Source organism: Flavobacterium polysaccharolyticum (assembly GCF_038739875.1).
In the GTDB taxonomy this organism is placed as follows: Bacteria; Bacteroidota; Bacteroidia; order Flavobacteriales; family Flavobacteriaceae; genus Flavobacterium; species Flavobacterium polysaccharolyticum.
Genome location: NZ_JBCGDP010000010.1, coordinates 40,699 through 65,314 on the forward strand (window position 1 = coordinate 40,699; position 24,616 = coordinate 65,314).

Annotated in this window: 17 protein-coding genes; 12 read left to right on the forward strand and 5 right to left on the reverse strand. The window is 34.4% G+C overall.

The window, feature by feature from the left end; genetic code table 11:
* Positions 1-14: 14 nt before the first annotated feature.
* Together cas1 and cas9 are read right to left on the reverse strand one after the other, a co-directional pair.
* A complete protein-coding gene (gene cas1 / locus WFZ86_RS11240) occupies positions 15-911 on the reverse strand; it encodes a type II CRISPR-associated endonuclease Cas1 (protein WP_342691999.1) in 897 nt (298 codons plus the stop codon).
* Positions 908-5,566 carry a type II CRISPR RNA-guided endonuclease Cas9 gene (gene cas9 / locus WFZ86_RS11245; RefSeq protein WP_342692000.1) on the reverse strand — a complete coding sequence of 1,553 codons (4,659 nt, stop codon included), beginning with the start codon at positions 5,564-5,566 and terminating at the stop codon, positions 908-910. Before cas9 ends, cas1 begins: the two co-directional genes overlap by 4 nt.
* Positions 5,567-6,038: 472 nt before the next feature.
* On the opposite strand from cas9, the gene tgt reads away from it, so the two are divergent.
* From tgt to cobA, 11 genes are all read left to right on the forward strand, one after another.
* The gene (tgt, locus tag WFZ86_RS11250; protein ID WP_342692001.1) at positions 6,039-7,169 is read left to right on the forward strand and encodes a tRNA guanosine(34) transglycosylase Tgt; all 1,131 of its coding nucleotides are present in this window, start codon (positions 6,039-6,041) and stop codon (positions 7,167-7,169) included.
* Between the two features lie 94 nt (positions 7,170-7,263).
* Positions 7,264-8,355, forward strand: coding sequence for an LptF/LptG family permease (locus tag WFZ86_RS11255; protein WP_342692002.1), 1,092 nt, complete (start codon positions 7,264-7,266; stop codon positions 8,353-8,355).
* Positions 8,342-9,232 carry a DMT family transporter gene (locus tag WFZ86_RS11260; protein ID WP_342692003.1) on the forward strand — a complete coding sequence of 297 codons (891 nt, stop codon included), beginning with the start codon at positions 8,342-8,344 and terminating at the stop codon, positions 9,230-9,232. The genes WFZ86_RS11255 and WFZ86_RS11260 overlap by 14 nt, the downstream gene beginning before the upstream one ends.
* A 109-nt stretch (positions 9,233-9,341) precedes the next feature.
* On the forward strand, positions 9,342-10,295 hold the full coding sequence (locus tag WFZ86_RS11265) for an acetyl-CoA carboxylase carboxyltransferase subunit alpha (protein WP_342692004.1): 954 nt from the start codon (positions 9,342-9,344) through the stop codon (positions 10,293-10,295).
* Between the two features lie 141 nt (positions 10,296-10,436).
* Positions 10,437-11,975 (forward strand): replicative DNA helicase, encoded by a 1,539-nt coding sequence (dnaB, locus tag WFZ86_RS11270; RefSeq protein ID WP_342692005.1) that lies wholly within the window; start codon positions 10,437-10,439, stop codon positions 11,973-11,975.
* Between the two features lie 123 nt (positions 11,976-12,098).
* The gene (locus WFZ86_RS11275) at positions 12,099-12,476 is read left to right on the forward strand and encodes a hypothetical protein (protein WP_342692006.1); all 378 of its coding nucleotides are present in this window, start codon (positions 12,099-12,101) and stop codon (positions 12,474-12,476) included.
* Positions 12,477-12,478: 2 nt separating this feature from the next.
* The gene (locus WFZ86_RS11280; RefSeq protein ID WP_342692007.1) at positions 12,479-13,102 is read left to right on the forward strand and encodes a hypothetical protein; all 624 of its coding nucleotides are present in this window, start codon (positions 12,479-12,481) and stop codon (positions 13,100-13,102) included.
* A 99-nt stretch (positions 13,103-13,201) separates the two neighbouring features.
* Positions 13,202-13,993 carry a sensor histidine kinase gene (locus WFZ86_RS11285; protein ID WP_342692008.1) on the forward strand — a complete coding sequence of 264 codons (792 nt, stop codon included), beginning with the start codon at positions 13,202-13,204 and terminating at the stop codon, positions 13,991-13,993.
* Between the two features lie 2 nt (positions 13,994-13,995).
* Positions 13,996-14,658, forward strand: a complete 663-nt coding sequence (locus WFZ86_RS11290; RefSeq protein WP_342692009.1) for a response regulator transcription factor — start codon at positions 13,996-13,998, stop codon at positions 14,656-14,658.
* A gap of 384 nt (positions 14,659-15,042) precedes the next feature.
* Positions 15,043-16,305, forward strand: coding sequence for an asparagine synthetase B (locus WFZ86_RS11295; protein ID WP_342692010.1), 1,263 nt, complete (start codon positions 15,043-15,045; stop codon positions 16,303-16,305).
* 201 nt (positions 16,306-16,506) lie between these two features.
* Complete coding sequence (gene cobA / locus WFZ86_RS11300; protein WP_342692011.1) at positions 16,507-17,280, forward strand: uroporphyrinogen-III C-methyltransferase; 774 nt, start codon at positions 16,507-16,509, stop codon at positions 17,278-17,280.
* A gap of 258 nt (positions 17,281-17,538) precedes the next feature.
* Here cobA and WFZ86_RS11305 read toward each other — a convergent pair whose 3' ends face one another.
* From WFZ86_RS11305 to WFZ86_RS11315, 3 genes are all read right to left on the reverse strand, one after another.
* Positions 17,539-18,087: an acyl-CoA thioesterase gene (locus WFZ86_RS11305; RefSeq protein ID WP_342692012.1), complete on the reverse strand. Its 549-nt coding sequence runs from the start codon at positions 18,085-18,087 to the stop codon at positions 17,539-17,541.
* A 308-nt stretch (positions 18,088-18,395) separates the two neighbouring features.
* Positions 18,396-19,835: a rubredoxin gene (locus WFZ86_RS11310; RefSeq protein ID WP_342692013.1), complete on the reverse strand. Its 1,440-nt coding sequence runs from the start codon at positions 19,833-19,835 to the stop codon at positions 18,396-18,398.
* Positions 19,836-19,890: 55 nt separating this feature from the next.
* Positions 19,891-23,403, reverse strand: a complete 3,513-nt coding sequence (locus WFZ86_RS11315) for a molybdopterin-dependent oxidoreductase (RefSeq protein ID WP_342692014.1) — start codon at positions 23,401-23,403, stop codon at positions 19,891-19,893.
* A 272-nt stretch (positions 23,404-23,675) separates the two neighbouring features.
* On the opposite strand from WFZ86_RS11315, the gene WFZ86_RS11320 reads away from it, so the two are divergent.
* Entirely contained in the window at positions 23,676-24,380 is a 705-nt protein-coding gene (locus WFZ86_RS11320; protein ID WP_342692015.1) for a Crp/Fnr family transcriptional regulator, read from the forward strand.
* Positions 24,381-24,616: the final 236 nt, after the last annotated feature.

Below are 24,616 nucleotides of genomic sequence, written 5' to 3' on the forward strand. Positions count from 1 at the left end.
TTAGATAGTTTGAATTAGGTGTAAATTGGGTATAAAATTTTCCTTGCTGTTCCTTCAAAACATTCGTGTAAGGAATGAGTAGTTCTACTCATGGCAACCATCAACGGACTGTTCTTTCCGTCTATAAATACATCAATAGTGGCAATACTTAACAATTGTTTTTTGATTTCGATGGTCAGTTCCTCATACGAATCTTCGGTTTCCATAATGTGGCAAACAATCAAATCTACATAAGGCCGATAAGGTTCCATAATGTCATCGGAAAGACAATAGGCATTGTATTTGTTCCGATGAAAAATACCCAACGTGGGTAACATTCCAGAACTGACAATCGCTCTTGCTGTAATGGCTCTAAGAATTGCATAACCATAATTCAGTAAATTGTTCGGTGGAATTCCTTTTTGACCTCTGGTAAAGTTTTCTATTGTGATGAGGTTTTGCCAATAAAAAACCGCCGCTCTCGATTCGTGATTAAGCGCATCCCCAGAGGTAACTTCTTTAGCCCAAAGTTCCATTTTTCGGCAAGGAATTCCTTTTTCTTTCAATAATCCCGCTTGGTTTGATATTTTTGCACTAATGGTTTGTTGCCACAAATTCTTTTTGAGTGGCACAGAAGCATTAATTTGGTTTTTAAAACGTTCTGTTTGTTCCGTATGCCCGTTGAGTGGCATTAACAAACCAATAGGCAAGTGCTGTTGGTCACAATTGATTAATGCTACATTGTTATGGGTTAGTTTTTCGAGTAAACCATTGGTAATAGTGATTTGCTGGTTTTCCAAAACGATCACGCCAATATCCTCGATAGCCACTGTTTTGGTTTCTTGATCCTTGTCGGGATAAGAAATTACGAGTTGCTCGTTTTTAGTACTCAAATAAGCGGGATTACCAAAGAAAAGGGTGCGTTTTATCATCGGATGATTTTTTTAATTTTTCCAAGTCTATCAACTTCTAGTTTCCAACAAACAGATTTAATTTGAATTCCATTTAAAGAATTTTGATTTTTTGACTGTGGGCTTCCTAATCCATATTCATTTTGTATAGGATAACTTAAGCCGATTTTCTCTTGATCTTTTTTTGTTATACTGAATATTAAACTTGAAGAACTTGCAGGTATGAAATTACAAGTTGTATCACTACTGTCGGTAAATTTGTATATTCTTTGGGTTTGTTCTTTTGTGAAGTTTTGAATATTAATATTGTCAGGATTTTCAATTTCTTCAATAGTAGGTACAAATACTAAATCGTTAGGATTTAGATAAAACAGAAGAGAAGATAATTCTTGAGTTTTTTCATCTATATAAATATTTGGAACTGAACATTCGTTAGGTTTTAGTTTTTCAAAAGCACCTATTTTTTGACTCTCAATGACTTCATTTAAAGGAATCGTTTTATAATTTCTTTTACCATTATTGTCTTTGTAAATTGCAAAGAATAGATTTGTTCCTGATGCAGTTTCTACAAATTTGTCTTTTTTGTTTCCTGTATCTCCAAGGAAGAATCTTCCACTTTCCTCAAAAACTCTAACTTTCTTTATGGGTTGATGATTTTTGCCATTATTTAAAGTTGTTATATTTTTATTTAATTCATTTAAACCATTTTCAGAAAAGGCAATTTCGTGTGCAGGGATTTTTTTACCATTTTCATCCATCGCATTTTGATACATTTCTTGTTTCAAATGGTTTAATAGAATTTTTTGTATTCCTGTATCGGTTATTTTTTCAATTTTCTTTTCATCAAAAGAATTGTCAAGTGTTTTTCTTGTGGCTGTGGCTTCTATAGTTTCATAAATCTGAACTTTGTCAATTGCTTTACCATCAATCATTACCGGAAAAGCTTTGAGGTGTTTTTTTAAACCTACCAAATTGGTTGGATATTGTTTAATTTTTTCCGTCAATTGTTTTTTAACTTCCTTATCAACAATTAATTCTATTTGCTCAATAGCATTTGCAATAGTAATATGACTTTGTTTAATTCGTTTCAAAAATACTTTTCCGCTTACGGTTTCTGCGTGCATTGGTTTTCTAATTGCCCAATTATCGCCTTTTGTTTGTTTTAGGGTGACTTTTTTCATTGCGCCATCTTCTTCTTTCCAAGCCTGATATTTATTAACTGTTTTGTTAATAACACGGGTGTTTTGTTTGAAACTGATAATGGTTTGATCCAATTGATCTTCTGCTTTTTTTGTAAAATTATCCCAAGGTTTATGGAATTCTTTTGCAATTTTTTGTTTTTTTTCATTTATTACAATTTCTTCAGTTCTACGTAGTTTAGAAACTAAAAAATAATTGGTTCTTTCAGAGTTGATTGAGTTTAAATAATTAATATGGTCTTTTGTTACACAAGCAATTACCAAAGCATCCAATGCGTGATGGCGGTGGTCAATTCTTTTTTTTGTAAAACCTTTGGCAAGAGCATCGGGTACTGTGGTCTGAAAAACTTGTTTGCCTTTGTTTCCAAATTCATCTTTTTTGAGTTCTATTTTTCCAAAATCGCTCGAGTTTGTTAAGGCATTCAAACGTTCAAAACGTGGTGTAACGATGTTGTTCCAAACATCATTCAAGCCCCAATCTTGTTTCATTCTTGATGTGATGGAACCATTTAAGGAAACAATATGTTTTGAGGTTACTTCCTGCTCATCATCTTCTCGAACTATTTTGCTCAATAAGTTTTTTATGATTTTACTTATGTATTTGGTGTCATTTAATTGTCTTTCAATAAATTTTTCAGGAATTTCTTCGCTCAATAATCGTTTTTGCTTGTTTTTATTTTTGTTGTAATAAGCAGTTATGTGTTGGCTATAGGCATCTTTAGTGAAAATTTTAACTGTTTTTCTTCCAGTTAAGGTTACAATTCTATCTTCGTTTTTCTGAATAAACTCTAAAGCTGTCATATTGCTTTTTAATTCATTTACTTCAGATTCGCAAATCACTTTATTGGATAATGAATCATCAAATAATCTTGATTGTGGAATAATATGTTCAATTTGATATTTAGTTGTAAACAGTTCGCTTAATGGGATTAGCTTTCCAGTATAAGGCGAAATATAGCCTTGTTCTAACCAAAGTTTGTATTTAATAATTTCAGAAGGAGTTGGTTTTGCATTCTTTCTAATTTTATCAATTTCTTCTAACTTTTCTTTTTTAATTTCACTACTATATACCCCTTCTTCATAAATCTTAAGAATTTCTTGTTGGCTTGGCGAGTAGGGGCGAACATCATTTATGCCATCATTTTTCAATTCAGTTAAAATAGCTTTGATACGTAAATTTGTGTTTTCATTTTGATTGATATTGTCGGTAATTCTTTTTCTATCCGCAGCATTGTTTTTCATTTCTCGACCTAACTCAATATGAATTTCATTAAAGAAATTTTCTTTTCCCTCTCCATAATGTTGCCAAATATCTTTTACAACGCGCAAAGTTTCAGTAATTACTTGTTCCACAATTGGATTGCGTAGTGAGTGTTGTTTGAAGCCAGATTTGTTTTTAGGATTTAAAAACCATGCTATATCTGCGGGAGTTTTCCATTTTGAAACATCACTAGCTTCGCTGTGTCGGTCATAAATAATATACGATGCTAACCACAAAGGTAAGCCTTGAAAATCTGTTGTTTTACTTAAATGAATTGCTTTTTCTCGAACACGAGTTCTCATGTTTTCATCAAATTCTCCGGTTTGAATTTTGTCAATTCTCGCCAAGGTTTTGATATCGATGTTGCTTTCCTTCCAATAGCTCCCAAAGCGCATTAATGGTAATAATTTTTTTATTGCTTTTTCAGAATAGGAACCGTAATCACGTTTATAAGGTTTTAATTTTGAGAAATTCGCTATAAATTCATCTGGTAAATTATGTCGTTTGGCAAAAGTGGTAATTGCTTTTGTAATTTCAATTTTATCCGTAACTGAATATAAAATGTGCCATAAATCTTGAGTGTTTTTGGTATCAAAAAAAGATTTATCTACATCAATTTTTGCAATGGCATTCAAAAATTGATTTCTTGTTTCGTTACAAGGATAGATTTTGTCCTCTACAAAATTCCATCTGTATTTATCTTCTTTTAATTTGAATTTTGGATACGACAAAAATTGCTTTTGGCTAATTTCTGCTTTGTCATTTAGCCAATTAAATAATGCTACTACATCTTCTTCTGTTTTTAGAAAATCATGGGTTACATCAACATCATTTACAATTTCTTTTTTGTAAATTTTAAGGTTTTTTACAAATTGCAACAATCTAAATTCTTGAAAAATAGGATTTGATTTTGCAATACATTTCAAAGGTTTTACAACTTGTTTGCCATTGCTGTCTTTTACCAAAGCCCCTTTTTTGTCTTTAATAGGAACAAATTCTAAACTACAATCACTAATTAATGAGGTTTTACTTTTAAGCGGACGCTGATAAAAAATAATATCTTCTAAAAATAAGTACTCAAAACTTTTGTCTTTGATGTTGTTTTTATGTGAATCATTATGTTTGTACAATTCATCAATACATTTTTTATAAAGATTTTTGTCTCCAAAAATTTCATTATGAAATGCAATTTGGGCTTTTAGAATTTTTGATAATTCATCCTTATAAAATTTTCTTTCGATGGTTCTTACCAACTCGCCTTTTATTTTTTGATTTGGATTTTTTAAAAGTTCATCGTAAATATAAGTACCAACCGATTTTTCACTATGATTAATGGTTTGTTCCGTTCTAATTTTTACTAATCCCCAATCGTCTTCTTTTGGAGATCTAAAACTTCTCTTTTCTTCATTGTCTTTGTTTAGTTTTACGGTTCCATCATCATTTAATTCAGTTGTTACGATAAAATTCTTTTGCTTTCCAATCCAGTCAAATAATGCAATTTTGCTTTCACGTTTGTAAACCCAACCGTTTTCAAGAATTACATTATACCAGATTCCTGATTTTCCTTTCTCTCTTTCAATTACATCTACAACTGTAAGTGTGTGAAATTCCTCGAGTTTATTTTTGTTCTCTTCTTGTTCCTCACCACGCAATTGATAATACCCTCTTTTTTGATTGAAGTTCAATAATATCCAAGCCAATTCTTCTTTGGATATTTTTTTGGTTAATGCTTTTTTTCTTAAATAGTAAATGGTCCAATCATAAGGAACTTGTTTTACATCAGGATTTGTTAATTTAAACTCAGCAAGCATTTCTTGGTGGCTATCCAAAAATAAAAATTGGTTTTTACTATTTGTATTTTTATAAAAAGACAGTTTTTCTTCTCTTTCAGGTTTAAATTGTCCAAGCTTTTTCTCAAAATCTATTGATTCAGAGTAGTGTTGAGGGAGAAAATTAAGGATATTTAATACCCGGTGAAGTCTTTCTCTTCTTAATAAAAAACGTTGAACTAATCTTCTTGTTCCTCTATACTTTGTTCTTTCTGCAGTTTGTGAAATAGACACTCCGCTGTCAAATTTGCCTAGAACATCTTGACTCATAGGAATTATTCTACTTCCTAATCCTTCAATATCTCCCAGTTTATTCTCGAAATCATTGTTTGTTAAAGCCCATCCAATGCTATTTGTCCCTAAATCCAATCCTAATATTTTCTTCATTTCAAACTATATTTTATAATGATTTTTCTCGTTATCCAAATTCATCTCGAAATTTAATCAAATAAAAATTAATGTATTTACGGGAATCCTCATATGATAATTTAAAAAAATGTTATACTATTGTACTACAATTTTGAAGCAATTCACAATAAGGATTATTCCGTTGTGAAAACATTTAAGGCGGGGAGACTCGCCTTTTTCTATGGATTGAACTTAAATGTTTCACGAACACCAAAAAAAAGCTATATAAAATAGTGCGCTAAAACATTTAAAGCGGCCTCACAAGGGTCGCTTTTTCTATAGGTGTATTTTATGTTTTACAAACACCATCACTAAAAACATTTAGCTAAAACACTCAAATAAGCATTCATTGGATTGTTTTTTGTTTCAAAACAGCATTGTTAAATAAAATCCTAAATCGTAATTCGTAAATCTGAAATAAATTATCTTTGCGCACTGAAAAAAGAGAGAGATGAAATTTGAATTATTACAAAAAGATACACAATCTAAAGCCAGAGCGGGAAGTATCACTACAGATCATGGGGTAATTGAAACCCCAATTTTTATGCCTGTGGGTACTGCAGGTACTGTAAAAGGGGTGCATCAACGCGAATTGAAAGACGATATTAATCCAGATATTATTTTAGGAAACACCTATCACTTGTATTTGCGTCCGCAAACTGATATTTTGGAAAAAGCGGGAGGATTGCACAAATTCATGAATTGGGATCGTAATATTTTGACCGACTCAGGAGGGTATCAAGTGTATTCATTATCAGCAAATCGAAAAATTAAGGAAGAAGGAGTAAAGTTTAAGTCACATATTGATGGATCATACCACTTTTTTACGCCAGAAAATGTAATGGAAATTCAGCGTACCATTGGGGCTGATATTATCATGGCTTTTGATGAATGTACACCTTATCCTTGTGATTATCGTTACGCACAACGTTCGATGCACATGACGCACCGTTGGTTGGATCGCTGCATCAATCATTTGGACAAAGTACCTTATAAATATGGGTATGAGCAAACTTTTTTTCCTATTGTACAAGGAAGTACTTATAAAGATTTGCGTCGTCAATCAGCAGAATATATTGCTAATGCGGGACAACAAGGAAACGCTATTGGTGGGCTTTCGGTAGGGGAGCCAGCAGAAGAAATGTATGCTATGACCGAAGTGGTTTGCGAAATCTTACCTGAAGACAAGCCACGTTATTTGATGGGTGTTGGGACGCCAATTAATATTTTGGAAAATATTGCTTTAGGGATTGATATGTTTGATTGTGTGATGCCAACACGTAACGCTAGAAACGGAATGTTGTTTACCGCCAATGGTTCCATCAATATTAAGAATAAAAAATGGGAAGCTGATTTTTCACCTATTGATGAAATGGGAATTACCTATGTAGATACTTTTTATACCAAAGCCTACTTGCGTCATTTGTTTGCCTCGAATGAAATGCTTGGAAAGCAAATTGCTACGATTCATAATTTAGGGTTCTATATGTGGTTGGTTCGTGAAGCAAGAAAACATATCTTAGCGGGCGATTTTAGACCTTGGAAAGAAATGATGGTCAAAAACATGAGCCAAAGATTGTAACAACAAAATTAAGAAGTTGGAAATTATAGTTTAGAAGTGTTCGGATGAAACCTATAACCTTTAATTTCTGACCTCTAACCTCTAACTTTAAGAAATGAAATTGACCATAATAGACAAATACATACTAAAGCGCTACTTGGCGACTTTTGCTGTAATGTTGTTATTGTTTATCCCGATTGGAATTGTAATTGATGTTTCAGAGAAGATCAATAAGATGCTGGAAAACAAAATCCCGTTTTGGGATATAGCAACCTACTATTACAACTTCACCATCTATTTTGCTAATTCTCTTTTTCCGATATTTTTGTTTTTGTCAATTATTTGGTTTACGTCCAAATTAGCGAATAATACTGAAATTATTGCTATTCTAGGCTCGGGTATTTCATTCACCCGATTTTTACGTCCGTATATTATTGGCGCTTCTATCGTTTCGGTTTTGGTGTTGTTGATGGGATTTTTCCTCGTGCCTTCTGCCAGTGAGGGGTTTAATAATTTTCGGTACACCTATCTAAAAGGTGGAGGAAAACAAGCCATGCGCGGAGACAATACCGATGTGTACCGACAAATCAACGACCATGAATTCATTTATGTGAATAGTTTTGATCCGGAGACTAAAATGGCTTTTAATTTTTCACTAGAGAAGTTCAAAAAAGAACAATTGGTTTCTAAAATCACGGCGAGTAGAATCAAATGGAACCCTAAGGATAGTACCTATACACTTTATGATTATACTAAAAGGACTTTGGGATCAATGGAAGATAAAATTGAGAAAGCGCCTGAGAAAAAATTCCGTTTTGCGTTTGATTTAGAGGATTTAACTCCTGTAGTCTATATTGCAGAAACCTTGAATCTTACCCAACTGAACGCGTTTATTGAAAAAGAACGCAAAAGGGGGTCTTCAAATATTAACACCTATTTGGTAGTATTGTATAAAAAATACAGTGTTCCTGTTTCAGCCTTTATTCTTACAGTAATTGCGGTTTCTGTTTCGGCAATGAAGCGTAGAGGAGGTATGGGAACCAATTTAGCCATCGGAATTGCTATTGCTTTTGCTTTTGTCTTTTTCGATAAAATCTTTGGCACCATAGCTGAAAAATCTTCTTTCTCACCTTTGTTAGCCGTATGGCTACCCAATATCTTTTTCGGAATATTAGCCATTTATTTATTACGCAATGCCAAACGATAATTTAAAAAGTTACTTGAACCTCCATTTAATTGTTTTTATTTGGGGTTTTACAGCCATATTAGGCGCGTTAATTACTATCGATGCTGATTTTTTAGTGTGGTATAGAATGCTGTTTGCGGCGATTTTTTTGGGAAGTTTTCTTTTGTTGAAGAAAATTCCATTCCAAATTTCTTACAGAGCCGTGCTAAAATTGGTTTTTGTAGGACTACTTATTGCACTGCATTGGATTACTTTTTTTGAATCGATTAAGGTGGCTACTGTTTCTATCACGCTGTCTGTTTTTTCTTTGGGTGCTTTTATTGCTTCTATTTTAGAACCAATTTTTTACGGACGAAAAGTATTGTGGTATGAAGTGTTTTTTGGATTAGTAATTATAGCAGGATTGGCCTTGATACTTCAGGTAGAAATCAATTACTTACATGGTATGCTTTTGGCTTTGGTTTCCATTGTTTTAGGGGTTGTATTTACACTATTCAACGGAAAATTGATTGAGCACCATGAACCTTCGGTAATTGCTTTCTATGAGTTTTTGGCAGGTTTTATTTTTATTACCATTTACTTTGTTTGGAATGGTTCATTCTCGGCAGATTTCTTTGTTTTAACTCCAAAAAACTGGGGACTAATTTTGATTTTAGCTTCTATTTGTACAGCATATGCCTTTACGGCTTCGGTAAAAGTAATGCGTCGTTTATCGCCTTATACTGTGATGCTTACTACAAATTTAGAGCCAGTTTATGGTATTGTTTTAGCTTATTTTATTATTGGAGGTAAAGAAAAAATGAGTACTGAATTTTATGTTGGCGCCCTGATTATTGTGATTACAGTTATCCTAAATGGAGTGATCAAACACTATATGGAAAAACCCAAAAAGAAGTAGCTAATTTTGATATAATTCAGAGTTAAATAAAAAATAATCTTTCGAAACGATTTTAAATTTTTACATTTGCACATCCAAAATTGCAAAATAATACAAACGCAAAAATCCTATGGAATATTTAGATTTTGAGCTTCCCATCAAAGAATTAGAGGAGCAATTAGAAAAATGCGTCATTATCGGTAAAGAGTCGGATGTTGATGTTTCACCAACTTGTAAAGAAATTAACAAGAAGTTAGTGGAGACCAAAAAAAACATCTATAAAAACCTTACTGCTTGGCAACGTGTTCAGTTATCCAGACATCCCAACCGTCCTTATACCTTAGATCATGTTAGAGCACTCTGTGGTGATACATTTTTAGAATTACACGGTGATCGTGGCTTTAAAGATGATAAAGCTATGATTGGTGGTTTAGGAAAAATAGGCGGACAATCTTTTATGATTGTGGGGCAACAAAAAGGATACAATACCAAAACTCGTCAATACCGAAACTTTGGTATGGCCAATCCAGAAGGATACAGAAAAGCGTTGCGCTTGATGAAAATGGCTGAGAAATTCGGTATTCCCGTATTGACTTTAGTGGATACTCCTGGGGCTTATCCTGGTTTAGAAGCTGAAGAAAGAGGGCAAGGTGAGGCCATTGCGAGAAATATTTTTGAAATGGTACGATTAAAAGTGCCTATCATTACAGTAATTGTTGGAGAAGGAGCTTCTGGAGGAGCTTTGGGAATTGGAGTAGGAGATCGCGTGTATATGCTTGAAAATACTTGGTATTCTGTAATTTCACCTGAATCTTGTTCTTCTATTTTATGGAAAAGCTGGGAATACAAAGAGCAAGCGGCAGAAGCCTTAAAATTGACTTCAGCCGACATGAAAAGACAAAAATTAGTCGACGATATTATTCCTGAACCACTTGGTGGAGCTCATTATGATAGAGAAACGACTTTTAAAACTGTGGAGCATTATATTTTGAAAGGATTTAACGAGTTGAAAGACTTATCAACAGCAGAATTAATCGCTCAAAGGATGGATAAATACAGTAAAATGGGGCATTTTAAAGAATAAAATCCTACAAATTATTTTGAAGTCCGAAGCCGTTTGGTTTCGGACTTTTTTTATGGTTATCAACAAAAAAACTTTAGTTATAAACATTATTTTGTAATAACTCAATAGCAAAAACCTTCTATTTTTTTTTAATTTCGCTGAATGGAAAATTTTAAATCAATAAACCCTATCAAAGTGGATCGCTCCACTATTATTAACCTAGAAAAAGGAAAGTTACCACCGCAAGTCCTAGAATTAGAAGAGGCGGTTTTGGGAGCAATGATGATTGACAAAAAAGGAGTAGATGAGGTAATTGATATTTTGCAACCCGATGCTTTTTACAAAGAAGCTCACAAGCATATTTTTGAAGCTATTGTTCAGCTGTTTACGGAGTCGCAACCTATTGACTTATTAACAGTTTCGGCCCAACTCAAGAAAAATGGAAAGTTAGATCTTTCAGGAGGAGATTTTTACCTGATTCAGCTGACACAAAAAATATCTTCTTCGGCGCATATAGAATTTCATTCCAGAATTATTCTGCAAAAGTATATTCAACGAAGTTTGATTCGTATTTCTTCTGAAATTATCGAAGAATCATATGACGAAACTACCGATGTTTTTGATTTGTTAGATAAAGCCGAATCAAAATTATACGAGGTTACTCAAGGAAACGTAAAACGTAGTTCTGAAACTGCACAAAGTTTAGTGCTGCAAGCGAAAAAGCGTATTGAAGAAATAGCTGGTCAAGAAGGATTGAGTGGTGTAGCTACTGGTTTTGAAAAGCTCGACAAAGTTACCTCGGGTTGGCAGCCATCGGATTTAATTATTATTGCAGCGCGTCCAGGTATGGGGAAGACGGCCTTCGTGTTGTCTATGGCAAGAAATATAGCTATTGATTTTCAAAAACCTGTAGCTGTTTTTTCATTAGAGATGTCGTCTGTACAGTTGATTACCCGTTTGATCTCTTCCGAAACAGGTTTATCTTCTGAAAAGTTACGTACCGGGAAGTTAGAAAAACACGAGTGGGAACAATTGAGTACCAAAGTGAAGAATCTAGAGAAAGCTCCTTTGTTTATTGATGATTCTCCCTCTCTGTCTATTTTTGATTTACGTGCCAAATGTCGTCGTTTGGCCTCACAACACGGGATAAAATTAATTATAGTAGATTATTTGCAGCTGATGACTGCAGGTGGAAACGGAAAAGGCGGAGGAAACCGTGAGCAGGAAATTTCTACTATCTCTCGAAATTTGAAAGCGTTGGCTAAAGAATTAAATGTTCCTGTAATTGCGCTTTCGCAATTATCGCGTGCTGTTGAAACCCGTGGTTCTAGTAAGCGACCTTTGCTTTCAGATCTTCGTGAATCGGGTGCTATTGAGCAGGATGCGGATATTGTTTCCTTTATTTATCGTCCTGAGTATTACAAAATTGAAGAATGGGATGATGAAGAGCAATCTCCAACAGCAGGTCAGGCAGAATTCATTATCGCCAAGCACAGAAACGGTGGTTTGGAAAACGTGCGATTAAAATTCGTAGGAAGCTTAGGTAAATTTGATAATTTAGAGGATTATAGTAGTGGCTATGATGATTTGCCTTCTAGTATGAATCAAGAAGATTTTACTAGAAATTTACCTTCAGCTAATGAAGCCTTTGGTAGTACATTTAATAATGATGCCGACGATGATAGTGATGTGCCTTTTTAATGGTTTTCTAAAGTAGAGAGGAACGAAAATATAGAAAGAGAATTCTTCCTTAATTTTTATTTCAGTAATAAAAAAATGACTAGCTTAGCATAAACTATTATTAACCAATAATTTATTAAAGTTATGAGTGAGGAAAAATTACCTAGAGAAATTGAAATTACATTACCCACGGCACAAGAATGGGTAAGAAAATACAAAGATCGCGACGTTGAGTCCGTGTTGAGGGCTAAAAGAATCGATGCTTTTTTGATCCCACTTGATGCTTTGCAAAAAGTAATGAGTCAAAAAATAGATGCTGTTCGTGCCTACAAAGGAATTAACCCAGCTGGAGAATTAACCTTAATGCTTGTAGGAACCGTGCTAAATACAGAAACAGGTGTCTATGAAGATGTTTTTCAAAATGAAAATCCTTTGTCTGGATCTGCAGATACCGAAATAGTATTTGATGGAGTACGTACTTGTCCACCTTATGAAGATCCCAATAGCCCAATGAATAAATAAAAATGAATGATTTTTTAATTTATTTATCGTATACCATTTTAGTAATAAATTTAAGTTTATTTGCCATTAGCTTTTTCAAAAAAGAAAAGGTTAATGGCTTTTTTTTAGCGTACCTACTTTTTGCTACAATTTTGCAGCTTAGTATGGAGGTGCTCTACCTTTTGCATTTGAAGAATTTGTTTTTGATGAATTTATTCTTCATTGGACAGATGATTATATTAGGTTTTTTTTATGGTTCATTGACGTATTTTAGTAGTCAAAAAACAATCATTTATACTATGATGGCTTTAAATATAATAGCTATCGGAGTGCAAAGTTGGTTGGATTATGAACAATTTTTTAAATATAATCTATTGGTTATAGTGATTACCAATCTAAGCGTCATTGTATTTGCTGTTCTTCATTTGTATAATATGCTAACTTCAGAAAAAAAATACCATTATGTCACCATTGGTGTTATCCTATATTTGTTAGCTAGTACCATGGTTTTTATAGTTGGTAATATAAATGCAAAATTGAGTAATGAATTAAAGTTCTTACTTTGGACTTTCAACTCCGTTTTAGTGGTTTTGTATTATTTGTTTATTTTATATGAATGGAAAGTCAGTTTTTTTAGAAAAAAATAAGTGATGCTGTCATTTTAGAGTTAATTTAAAGTGTTTTTATAAAAAAAAAGCTATTTTTGGTAGTAGAATAGTCCCAATTTTTTAATACCACTTTATTACATGGAAACTACTTCCATTTCAGAAAAAGAAATTGTTTTAGTTATTTTGTACACTTCCTTCTTTTTTATCATTTTGGCAGTTGTGCTTATTGTTTTTTTCTTTTTTTCTAGAAAAAAAATTATCCAAAAAGAAATTGAAAAAAAAGATAGCGAAATCACGCATCAAAAAGAGCTATTAAAAGCTGTAATCGAAACGCAAGAAGCAGAACGAAAGCGAATTGCTCAAGATTTGCATGATGATATCAGCTCTAAGTTGAATGTAGTGGCTTTGAATGCTCACTTGTTAACAACTCCCAATCTTTCAGCAAATGAATTACAGGAAATAAAGGCCAACGTGATTGCATTGACTGGAAAAGCGCTAGAGAATTCAAGGAAGATTGCCCATGATTTATTACCACCTGTGTTAGAAAAATTTGGCTTAGATGCTGGTGTAGAGGAATTGTGTATGGAGTTTAGTTCTGCCAAAGGGGTTACGGTAAGCTATATAAATGAAGTTACATTTGATGATGCTGATACACGAAGACATTTGCATGTGTTTAGAATTTTACAAGAATTGTTAAATAATTCTATACGTCATGGAAAAGCTACAAAAATGACTGTTAGTTTTATTCCCAATGGAGAATACACCAAATGTTTGTATACGGATAATGGGGTTGGTTTTGATGAGACTAATTGCGCACATCAAAAAGGTTTAGGATTAAAAAATATAGAGAGTAGGATTTCTTTTTTGAAGGGAAGTTTGTCTTTCCAGTCAAAAGTTAATAAAGGTGTAAATGTTGAATTTATTTTTTAAGGATGGATCAAAAAATTAAAATTGTTTTAGTTGATGATGAGGTATTGTTCAGAAAGGGATTGTCTTTTATTTTAGAAAGAGAACCTAATTTCACGATTCTTAATGAGGCTTCTAATGGTCAAGAGTTAATTACATTCCTAAGAAGTGCTAGCGTACTACCAGATGTCGTACTAACCGATTTGAAAATGCCTATAATTAATGGAGTAGAAGCTACTAAAATCATCCACAAAGAATTCCCTAATGTAAAAATCATTGCACTTACAAGTTATGATTCCAAATCTTTTATCGCCAATATGATTGATGTTGGAGCCGTTTCTTATTTGCTAAAAAACGCTTCACCAACAGAGCTAATTAATACTATTAACGAAGTATCCAGCAAAGGATTTTATTACTCTGATTATGTCTTAAAAGTAATCAAAGAAGTGGTGCTTTCAGGAAACAAGTTAAAAAGTAGTTTGGATAGAACGTTGCTTTCCGATCGTGAAATTGAAGTTTTGAAATTAATTTGTAGACAAAAAAATGCCACGGAAATAGGTGATTATCTGTTTATAAGCCCAAGAACTGTTGAAGGACATAGAACTAATTTGTTGCTAAAAACAAATTCCAGAAATGTAGCAGGATTGGTGGTCTATGCCTTACAAAATGACTTGGTGCAATTGGATTAATTTCAAAGGATAAAACTAGTTTAGCTTTTTAATAAAAACTGAAACGAGAGTACATAAAAAGTAATCAATAGAATAAGTAGCAAGCAAATGCATACTTTTTTTAGGGTATTAAGATGTTCCACTTTGTTTGGAGTTGAGCTAAGATAGTTAACAGAATATTTCATGACTAGGATTAATTTTGATTTCAAATATATTGTAATTCAGTAAATTATAAACAAGTGTTTTTACGTGTTTTTTGATGTTTTTCATATAAGAAAATAATCTGCTTTTTCGCTTCATTTTTTTCTTTTTAAAGCGTTTGATAATAGTTTTTTAAAGTATTTTAGTTAAAATTGAGTAGAGTTTAGCGCTATCGTTTTATCTTTGAGAAACAAATTGCACTCAATGAAATCAAAATCACTTTGTTTATTATTCCTTTTTCTATGCACGATTTCTGCCCATGCGGGTTTTATTTTATTACCCATGGACGAAACCTCACAGCAAAATCACCTCAAGGCTTATGGGATTACCTATTGGTGCTTAGATAAAAATTATAAAGCCAGTTGGTTACTCAATTATAGAGGAGGATCTTTTTTGTTACCAGATGCTCCCGAAATTCGTAAAGAATGCCAGATTCGAGGAGTAAGTTTTGAATTACTGTCAGATAGTGAAGAAACGGATTTATTAAACCAGATTGCAAGTCCTTCTCAAAATATGGAATCGGTATTGTTGGAAAAAGCACCCAAAATAGCCGTTTATACCCCCAAAGGAAAACAGCCATGGGATGATGCAGTGACTTTGGTGTTGACTTATGCAGAGATTCCTTTTACAGCTGTTTATGATGAAGAAGTATTGTCGGATCAATTATTGTTGTATGATTGGTTACACCTACATCACGAAGATTTTACCGGTCAATATGGTAAATTTTATAGTGCCTATAAGAACACTCCTTGGTATATTGAACAGAAAAAAGAAGCCGAAGCTTTAGCGAAGAAACTAGGTTATAACAAAGTTTCCGAGGAAAAAGGTGCGGTAGCACAAAAGATTAGTCATTTTGTTATTGGTGGAGGTTTTATGTTTGCTATGTGTTCTGCGACCGATAGTTTTGATATCGCTCTAGCAGCCGAAGGAATTGATATTTGCGAAACTATGTTTGATGGCGATGCTAGTTCGCCTAATTATCAATCATTGTTAAATTTTGAACGATCTTTTGCTTTTAAAAACTTCACCTTGGAGCGTCGTCCCGAACAATATGAATTCTCTAATATCGATATGACGGGTAGAAGAAAAATTCCTATGGAGAAAGATTATTTTACCTTGATGGAATTCTCAGCCAAGTGGGATCCAATTCCCAGTATGCTGTGTCAAAATCACACTCAGTTGATTAAGGGATTTATGGGACAAACTACCGCTTTTGACGCTGAATTAGTAAAATCCAACATACTGCTTTTAGGAAGTTGTGAACTTAATGGAGAAGCACGTTACATTCATGGGCAAAAAGGCAAAGGAATGTTTACCTTCTATGGCGGACATGACCCCGAAGATTTTCAACACCAAGTAGGCGATCCCGCTACGGTACTAGACTTACATCCTAATTCGCCAGGTTATCGTTTAATCTTAAATAATGTGTTATTCCCAGCGGCCAAAAAGAAAAAGCTTAAGACTTAAGGTGGGGATTTAGAAGAACTTTATTTATTCTATTTAATTTAGTGTAGAATTTCATAATAATGTGGCTGAAGTTGGGATATATTTTAAGAAATCAACTTTCTTGATGTTGCACAGCTAAAAAAAGAGAATATTGTTTTTGTGTTTAGTAGAATTACGTATATTTGAATTAAGTATTTTTACTTAATTTTAAATTCTAAGAAGATGAACGAAACAATACAACCTCAGTTAACCCTTGTTGGTGCTGGCCCAGGAGATGAAGAGCTAATCACTTTAAAAGCAATTAAAGCTTTGCAAAAGGCGAATGTGGTGTTGTATGATGCCTTAGTCAATGAGAATTTATTGCAATATACTTCAGCTTCCGAAGTAATTTTTGTTGGCAAACGATTGGGGTGCCACGCTTATACGCAAGATCAAATTAATGAACTAATCGTTGTTATGGCTCGTAAACACGGTCATGTTGTTCGTTTGAAAGGAGGTGATCCATTTGTTTTTGGACGTGGAATAGAGGAGATTGCCTACGCAGCACAATACGGTATTACAACTGCCATAGTTCCAGGAATTTCATCAGCTTTGGGTGTGCCAGCGGTCAATGGGATTAGTTTGACACAACGCCGAATAGCCGAAAGTTTTTGGGTCATTACCGGCACCACCTCTAATCACGAGTTGTCCAAAGACATCTATTTAGCCGCACAATCCGCAGCCACAGTGGTTATTTTGATGGGGATGCATAAACTAGCAGAAATCCTGTCCATTTATCAAAGTCACCGAGACGATGATTTACCTATAGCCATTATCCAAAACGGAACCAAAACAGATCAAGAGAAAGTAATCGGCACCCTTTCGACCATAAGTCAGTTAGTAGAACAAAACCAACTTTCCTCTCCCGCCATTATCATTATTGGAGAAACCGTTAGACATGCTAGTCTTGACCAACATTATTTGGAGAGTATGGGGGTAAAAGAGATTAGCTTATAGTCCTTAGTGAGTAGTCCCTAGTGAGTAGTCCCTAGTGATTAGTTCATAGTTTATAGTTTATAGTTTATAGTTTGTAGTTTATAGTCCTTAGTCTTTAGTCCATAGTAATTCGTTCTTAGTAATAAGTCTTTGAATTTTATACAGGATTTGAAGTTTCTATTTTCAAACGCTTTTTTATTTTTAATAAACTAATTAGAAACTACTATGGACTAACCACTAAGGACTACTCACTAGTGGCTAAGGACTATGTACTACACCTTACTCCAACGCCACCTTAACTTTGTACTGATTGGATTTCAAGATCGATTCAATGGTACCGAAAGTGGCAATGCTTTTTTGATACTCTCTTTCCTTTTTTAAGGCTATTTGTTGCACCCCATTTTCAAAACGACTCACCTCTTTCAGTGTAGTAAGTATAAGACCCGGAACGGGTGCGTTTCTTCCCTCTTTATCTTTGGAAACCATCGTAAAATAGGAAGAATTGCAATGTTTTATGACGCCAGTTTGTATGTTTTCGGCTTCGACTCTAATACCCACAATCATTGAACTATTCCCTACAAAATTAACACTAGCTTTCATAGTAACCAGTTCCCCCACTTCAATCGGTTTCAAAAAATTCACCGTATCTACCGAAGCGGTAACGCAATAATTACCAGAAAACTTAGAGGCACAAGCAAATGCAATTTGATCCAATAGCGATAAAATATAGCCTCCGTGAATTTTGCCACTAAAATTGGTATGAGAGGGCAACATCAATTCCGAGATGATTACATAGGACGAGCTTACAGTTTTAAAATTGATTTCCATATAAAAGAGATTGTCTATAATTATAATTTGGGCGTGCCCCGCCAGAAAAAGTCGGGTCTGGCTATACGTTCCCGCTTCCCGATGAAAAATCGGGAGAGCTCCACTGCCATCCCAATGTCATTAAGTTAAGAGGAAAAAGAAAAAAAATAGCACGCAGATTCAACAGATTTTAACTGATTTTTCTGCGTAAATCTGCGAAATCTGCTTGAAAACAAAAAGAGTAATTCCTTAACTTAATGACATTGACTGCCATCCCTCACGCAAAAAAAAAAGCGGTTTCCGAAACATTTTGCTTAGCGCTACATAAGCTAATAACTTTTTAATTTACTGATCAGTTTAAAGTCTTTTTTTTGTGCCTCACAAAGCGAACAGCAATAGGTGTCTGGCAGTTGTTCAAAAAGAGTGTCTTTTGCTATGCCTTGCGAGTCATCACCGTAAGTAGCGTTATAAATGGTTAAGCAATTTTGGCATTGATGTAATTCTTGAATGGTTTCCTCTTTTTGGGTCGGTATAGTACTAATCTCCAAAACAGAATTTCCTAATTTCTCAAAATACAATTTACTTAATTCAATCAATATAGTTGGTAATTCTAGTTTGTCTACATCTTGTGTATGAACAAGATATTCTTTGGTATTGGGATCAAAATTTTTTGCAAAAAGCACATTATAAGTGGGTCTGATTTTGATAGACTCCAAATCTTTTGGGATATCATTTCTTTCAATTACAATCGAAGTAAAATAATGTCCCTCTCTATTGTAGTCTGAAATCCCAAAGGTAAGTCCATAAGTACTAATGTCAAACTGATCGAGCGTTCTTACCAAAAAGGTTTTTAGTCCTAAAGCCCATTCTTCGGCCACTGGCAAATGCCAATTCAGTTCCAAAAGCGAATGCCTTACATTGATACCTTTCTTTCCTAAAAATTTTTCCCAATCTAATTTTCGTTCTTTTGGAATTCCTTTGACAATAAAAGATTTCCAAGGCGTGATGCAAATTTTACCAATTTTACAATCAAAACATAAATCGCACATTTCGTTCAAAAATTGCAAATCATAGAGATTGTTGCGCCAATACAAGCCCAGCCAATATTGGTCAATTCCCATTTTGTTCATTCCCTCGTAATAGGGGAAGGGATAAAACGGAATATGTAAGGGTTGATCTATCGTTCTATTATTGGTGTCTAAAGTTTCATTAATTAACTCAAAAATCATTTCGGCAGAATCAGGTTCTTCTACTAAAATGGCTTCTATAGCATAATAAAGGGATGCTATATTCCAACTGTAAACCAAAACAGGATAGCGATCCATTTTCTCCCATTGTGGCAATCGCAGATACAAAAACCAATAATCTTCATGTTCAGAGGCAATAAAGTTAACTTGTCCTGTAAAAAGGGGTACCAATTGCTGCTTTGGATCCGTTATATTGATTTTTAGCTTTGGATTTTCTTTGAATTGTTCTAAAACATACAAGAATTTGTTACCCGTAAGCCAAGGGGTGTTTCGAAAAATATCCGTCGAAACATAAGAAGAAACAATGTTGTTTCCACTTTGTTCATTTGGAAAAACAAAATGGTGTTTCCCTGTTTTTTCTTTATCAATAGTGTCGAAACCTAAACCTACTGGAAAAATAATATCCTGTCGGGATCCAAACGAAACGGCTTTTTGACCTTGAGAAAGTCCCATCGAAACTACCTCTTTCAATTCGCCTGGTGAGATTACGCCTCCTTTGACTATCAATCGTGTTAAATCCATATTTTGTATCCTTTTTTAGTGCTTAGTCTAACAGTATAAAATGCTACAATTAAAACTATTTGTATTTTGAAATGAGTTCTTTTACTTCGGTTTTACAACTGCCACAGCCCAAACCGGCTCCAGTTGTTTTACAGAGTTCTGTGAAATTTGTTACGCCACTTTTTATAGTTTCTTCAATATTTCCACTACCTACTTGACTACAGGAGCATACCAATTTACCTAAAACGGGTTTGGTATTGGAGCTGCCTCTTAGCAACGTATTTCTTTTGTCCGAAAGCTCGATTTTGCTTTCTATCATGGTCTTGAACTCGGCAAATTCGTTCTTGTCTCCCATCAGAATGGCACCAATAAGCAAATCGTTTTTGACAATGCATTTTTTATAATACCTTTTTCCTAAATCCGAAAATACGATTTCCTCATACGAATCATCGTTTTCTGGCACTTCGATTTCTCCAATACTGCATAAGTTGATATCTTCCAGTTTTAAAATATTCATCAATACCGAACCCTTGTAGTGGCTACTTACATCACCTGCCATATAATTGGCTAGAATATCGGCTTGCTCTTCGGCTGCCGAGGTGATACCAAAGAGTTTGTTTTCAAATTCAGCGATTTCTCCAATGGCAAAAACACTAGGATTTGAGGATTGTAAATGTTGATTGACTTTTACGCCTCTGGCACAAACAATTCCAGCTTCTTTGGCTATTTCGATGTTAGGAATGGTGCCAATCGTGTAAACGATAGCATTGGCCGTTAGGGTTCGTCCACTTTTTAGAGCGATTTCTAGTTCGTTGGGACGTTTGGTGCTAAATACAGTACTGACTTCATTGTCAAAGTAAATTTGGATGTCTCTAAGTTGTACTTCTTCGGCTAATAATTTACTCGAAATTCGATCCAATTGACGTTCCATTAAACGTGATGCTCGCTGAATAATGGTGATTTTTACTTTTTTATGTTTTAGAGCTGCGGCCAACTCCAGGCCTAATAATCCGCCACCAACGATTACTACGTGTTGGTCTTCAGAAGGTAGTCTAGTTTGATCTAGATAATCTCTAAGACGATCGGCATCTGCTTTTTTTCTCATCGTAAAACGGCCGGGTAAGTGCAATTGCGCATTTTCGGGAATAAAAGGACGGCTGCCTGTGGCTAAAATCAAAGTATCATAGGTATGAGAAATACCATTAGTATCAAGTATAGATTTCGTTGTGGGGTTGATAGCAGTAATAGCAACATTGGATTGTAGGGTAATGTTCAATTTAGCCAAAGCTTCGGCTTTTATTTTTTGAAGTTGTTCCCATGAAAGTTCAGCAGTCACATATTCAGGTAGTAAAACTCTATTGTAGAAAGGGTTTTCTTCATTCGAAAAGACAATGATTTCATCTTCGGTATTGAGTTCTCTATAGTTTTGAATGAATCGAAAGGCGGCAGCACCAGCACCAATTACGGCAATTTTTTCTATAGGTTTTACATACTTTGTAATGGCAACTGTGGTGTATTTAAAGTCGGGTTCTTTTGAAACAGGATCTACTAAAATATTCGTGAGATTGTTGGTGCGATTTAAATCGTTATCCAATTGTTTTCCCCAATGCATAGGTAGAAAAACAACAGACTCTCGAATGGTATTGGATACCTTTACTTTAACTCGTACTGTACCATTTTTGCTGGTAACTACCACAATATCGCCCGATTGTATACCTGCTTTATAGGCATCGATAGCGTTCATGTCCAATACTGGACTTGAAATGTGTGTCATTAATCGGGAGACTTTTCCTGTTTTGGTCATGGTGTGCCATTGGTCTCTAATTCTTCCCGTGGTAAGAATAAAAGGGAATTCAGAACTTGGGGCCTCCGAGGTATTTTCGATGGCTGTTGGAATATTGAAAATGGCTTTTTGAGAAGGAGTGTAGAATTTTTTATCTGTAAACAATCGAGGTGTGCCAGGATGTCCATAATCAGGCACGGGCCATTGAAAAGTGCCTTCGTTTTGTAGTCTATTATAATTTAAAAACGAAATATCGATAGTGGTGTTTTTGGTCAGCGAAGTATATTCACGATACACTTCTTCTGTTGTGGCATAATCAAAACCACTAAAATTCATTTTTTTGGCAAAGCGAGTGATAATTTCTACATCTGATAAAGCTTCTCCAGGAGGATTGATTCCTTTGGCTAAATAGGAGATGCGTCGTTCTGAGTTGGTCATCGTTCCTTCTTTTTCCAACCATCCAGCTGCGGGTAACAGCAAATCGGCGTATTTAACCGTATCCGAGCGATGCGAGATTTCTTGGACCACTACAAATTTGGCGTTCTCCAATGCTTTTTCTACCGCTCTTGAATTGGGCAGGCTTACTAAAGGATTGGTACAGATAATCCAAATGGCTTTCATTTTTCCAGAATTCAATGCTTCAATCATCTCAGTTGCAGTTAGACCCGGTTGTTCAGAAATATCAGAAACACCCCAAAAATCGGCAACTTCTTTACGATGTATTGGATTACTTAATTCTTTGTGAGCAGCTAATAGATTGGCCATTCCACCAACTTCTCGTCCTCCCATAGCATTGGGTTGGCCAGTTAGTGAGAACGGTCCCGAACCTGGTTTCCCGACATGTCCTGTCAGTAGAGAAAGATTTAATAGGGCAGTGTTTTTATCAACGCCAATAGCGCTTTGGTTCAATCCCATAGCCCAAAGAGATAGAAAACCTTTGGCTTTGCCTATCCAATCTGCCGCAAGTTTGATGTCATTAACCGAGACACCACATAATTTTGAGGCTTTTTCTAACGAACTCGCTCCAACTAATGCTTTATAGGCTTGGTAGTTTTCGGTATGATTTTTTATAAAATCCTGATCGGTATAGCCCTTCTCGATGATTCTTTTTGCAAGAGCGTGGTACAGTATAATATCAGTGCCTGGAATGATTTGTAAGTGTAAATCTGCATTTAAAGCCGAATCTGTTTTGCGAGGATCAATAACAATAATCTTTACTTTCGGGTTATTTGCTTTGTGTTGTTCAATTCGTCTAAATAAAATAGGATGGCACCAAGCAGGATTGGCTCCTGTGATTAAGAAAGTATCGGCAAGTTCTATATCTTCATAAGCTATAGGAACCGAATCTTCTCCAAAGGTTTTTTTGTAGCCCGCAACGGCCGAGCTCATGCACAATCTCGAGTTGGTATCTATATTATTGGTTTTCAAAAAACCTTTTACTAGTTTGTTAACCAAATAATATTCTTCTGTCAAACATTGCCCAGAAATGTAAAAACCCACACTATCAGGGCCGTGTTTTTTTATGATAGTCGAAAAAACTGCCGCTGCTCGCTCTAAAGCTTTATCCCAATTGACGCGCTCTAAAGGTTGATTTCTGCTCCAACGCATTTCGGGATATAAAATGCGATCCGAAATGTCATTGGCTACATAATGGAGATTCATTCCCTTAGAGCAAAGCATTCCTTTGTTTACAGGATGATCAGGGTCTCCTTTTACAATTACTCCATTTTTAGGGTCATTTGTAACGAGGATGCCACAACCAACGCCGCAGTAGGAACAGGTAGTTTTGATTTCAGAATTTTGCATTATTACACTTCTTTATTTACACTTTTCTTTATAATGATTATCTAAAATTGTATTTCGATAAATCAGTTGTAAAAATAAGTATTTTTACGTAAAAATACGTATGTAATTTATTTTTTTTCTTAAGTTTGAATAAAAATTCGAGATACGATAAATCCCAAGCTCATTTTTTAGAATACTACAATTTATAGCGTGGTAAAAGCAAAATAATGCAGGAAATCGTGACGGTTAATTATTTATGTAAAGTTTGAATTTAATTTTAAAAAGATACAATTATGAAGGAAGCCTTAGCACATTGCAATAGTTGTAACAATGAAAATTGTTTTATAAAAAAGCATTTGCATTTGGATAAAATGAAACCTTTTTTGGATAAAAAAAATAGCTTTTTATGTAAAAAAAGTCATCAATTTATAATTGAGGGTGCTCCTATGCAAGGGCTGTATTTTATAAAAAAAGGGAAAGTTAAAACCATAAAAACCGGTATTAATGGTAGAGAGCAAATTGTTCGCTTTACCAAAGACGGTGATACATTAGGTTTTCGAGGTTTTGGTACCAGTAAACGCTATTTGATTGGGGCTTACGCCTTAGAGGATACTGTTTTGTGTAATTTTAGTAATGAAGTTATGCTCGAAATTTTGCATACTGTTCCAGAATTTACCTATGATTTAATGTTGTTCTATGCAGAGGAACTCAATAAAAGTGAAAATAATATTCGGAAAATTGCACACATGAATGTTCGCGAACGTGTGATTGACTCTTTATTGTACATCCATAGAAAATTTGGTCAAACAGATGGCACTATAGACATAGCGTTATCCCGTAAAGAGATAGCAGATTTTGCCGGTACCACAGAGGAACAAGTGACCAGAATGATCTCTAGTTTAAAAAAAGAACAATTAATAGAAACTACTGGAAAAAGAATAGGATTGTTAAATATAACTAAGCTAAGAACCGAAATTATGGATCATAAATACATTTAAATTTAGATAGTTTACCGTATTTATTTGAAATGTAGCACGCAAAGCCTCTTTAATGAGGCTTTTTTTTTTATGTATTTGAATACTATAGCGTTGTTTTGTTGTGAACTAGTGGTAATTATCTAAGTATTGGTATTGTGCTAAAGGGCTGTTTTTATTGGGATTCTAATTTTTTTATTGCGAAAACGCATAAAATAGCCCGCTTTTTAGTACTATAAAAGAAGGGGTAAAAAGAGTTT

Coding starts and splice junctions, on each gene's coding strand:
- cas9 (WP_342692000.1), bottom strand. CDS start 5,566: ATGAAGAAAATATTAGGATTGGATTTAGGGACAAATAGCATTGGATGG.
- cobA (WP_342692011.1), top strand. CDS start 16,507: ATGAACGAAACAATACAACCTCAGTTAACCCTTGTTGGTGCTGGCCCA.
- WFZ86_RS11315 (WP_342692014.1), bottom strand. CDS start 23,403: ATGCAAAATTCTGAAATCAAAACTACCTGTTCCTACTGCGGCGTTGGT.
- WFZ86_RS11255 (WP_342692002.1), top strand. CDS start 7,264: ATGAAATTGACCATAATAGACAAATACATACTAAAGCGCTACTTGGCG.
- WFZ86_RS11290 (WP_342692009.1), top strand. CDS start 13,996: ATGGATCAAAAAATTAAAATTGTTTTAGTTGATGATGAGGTATTGTTC.
- cas1 (WP_342691999.1), bottom strand. CDS start 911: ATGATAAAACGCACCCTTTTCTTTGGTAATCCCGCTTATTTGAGTACT.
- tgt (WP_342692001.1), top strand. CDS start 6,039: ATGAAATTTGAATTATTACAAAAAGATACACAATCTAAAGCCAGAGCG.
- WFZ86_RS11260 (WP_342692003.1), top strand. CDS start 8,342: ATGCCAAACGATAATTTAAAAAGTTACTTGAACCTCCATTTAATTGTT.
- WFZ86_RS11320 (WP_342692015.1), top strand. CDS start 23,676: ATGAAGGAAGCCTTAGCACATTGCAATAGTTGTAACAATGAAAATTGT.
- WFZ86_RS11275 (WP_342692006.1), top strand. CDS start 12,099: ATGAGTGAGGAAAAATTACCTAGAGAAATTGAAATTACATTACCCACG.
- WFZ86_RS11280 (WP_342692007.1), top strand. CDS start 12,479: ATGAATGATTTTTTAATTTATTTATCGTATACCATTTTAGTAATAAAT.
- WFZ86_RS11295 (WP_342692010.1), top strand. CDS start 15,043: ATGAAATCAAAATCACTTTGTTTATTATTCCTTTTTCTATGCACGATT.
- WFZ86_RS11310 (WP_342692013.1), bottom strand. CDS start 19,835: ATGGATTTAACACGATTGATAGTCAAAGGAGGCGTAATCTCACCAGGC.
- dnaB (WP_342692005.1), top strand. CDS start 10,437: ATGGAAAATTTTAAATCAATAAACCCTATCAAAGTGGATCGCTCCACT.
- WFZ86_RS11285 (WP_342692008.1), top strand. CDS start 13,202: ATGGAAACTACTTCCATTTCAGAAAAAGAAATTGTTTTAGTTATTTTG.
- WFZ86_RS11305 (WP_342692012.1), bottom strand. CDS start 18,087: ATGGAAATCAATTTTAAAACTGTAAGCTCGTCCTATGTAATCATCTCG.
- WFZ86_RS11265 (WP_342692004.1), top strand. CDS start 9,342: ATGGAATATTTAGATTTTGAGCTTCCCATCAAAGAATTAGAGGAGCAA.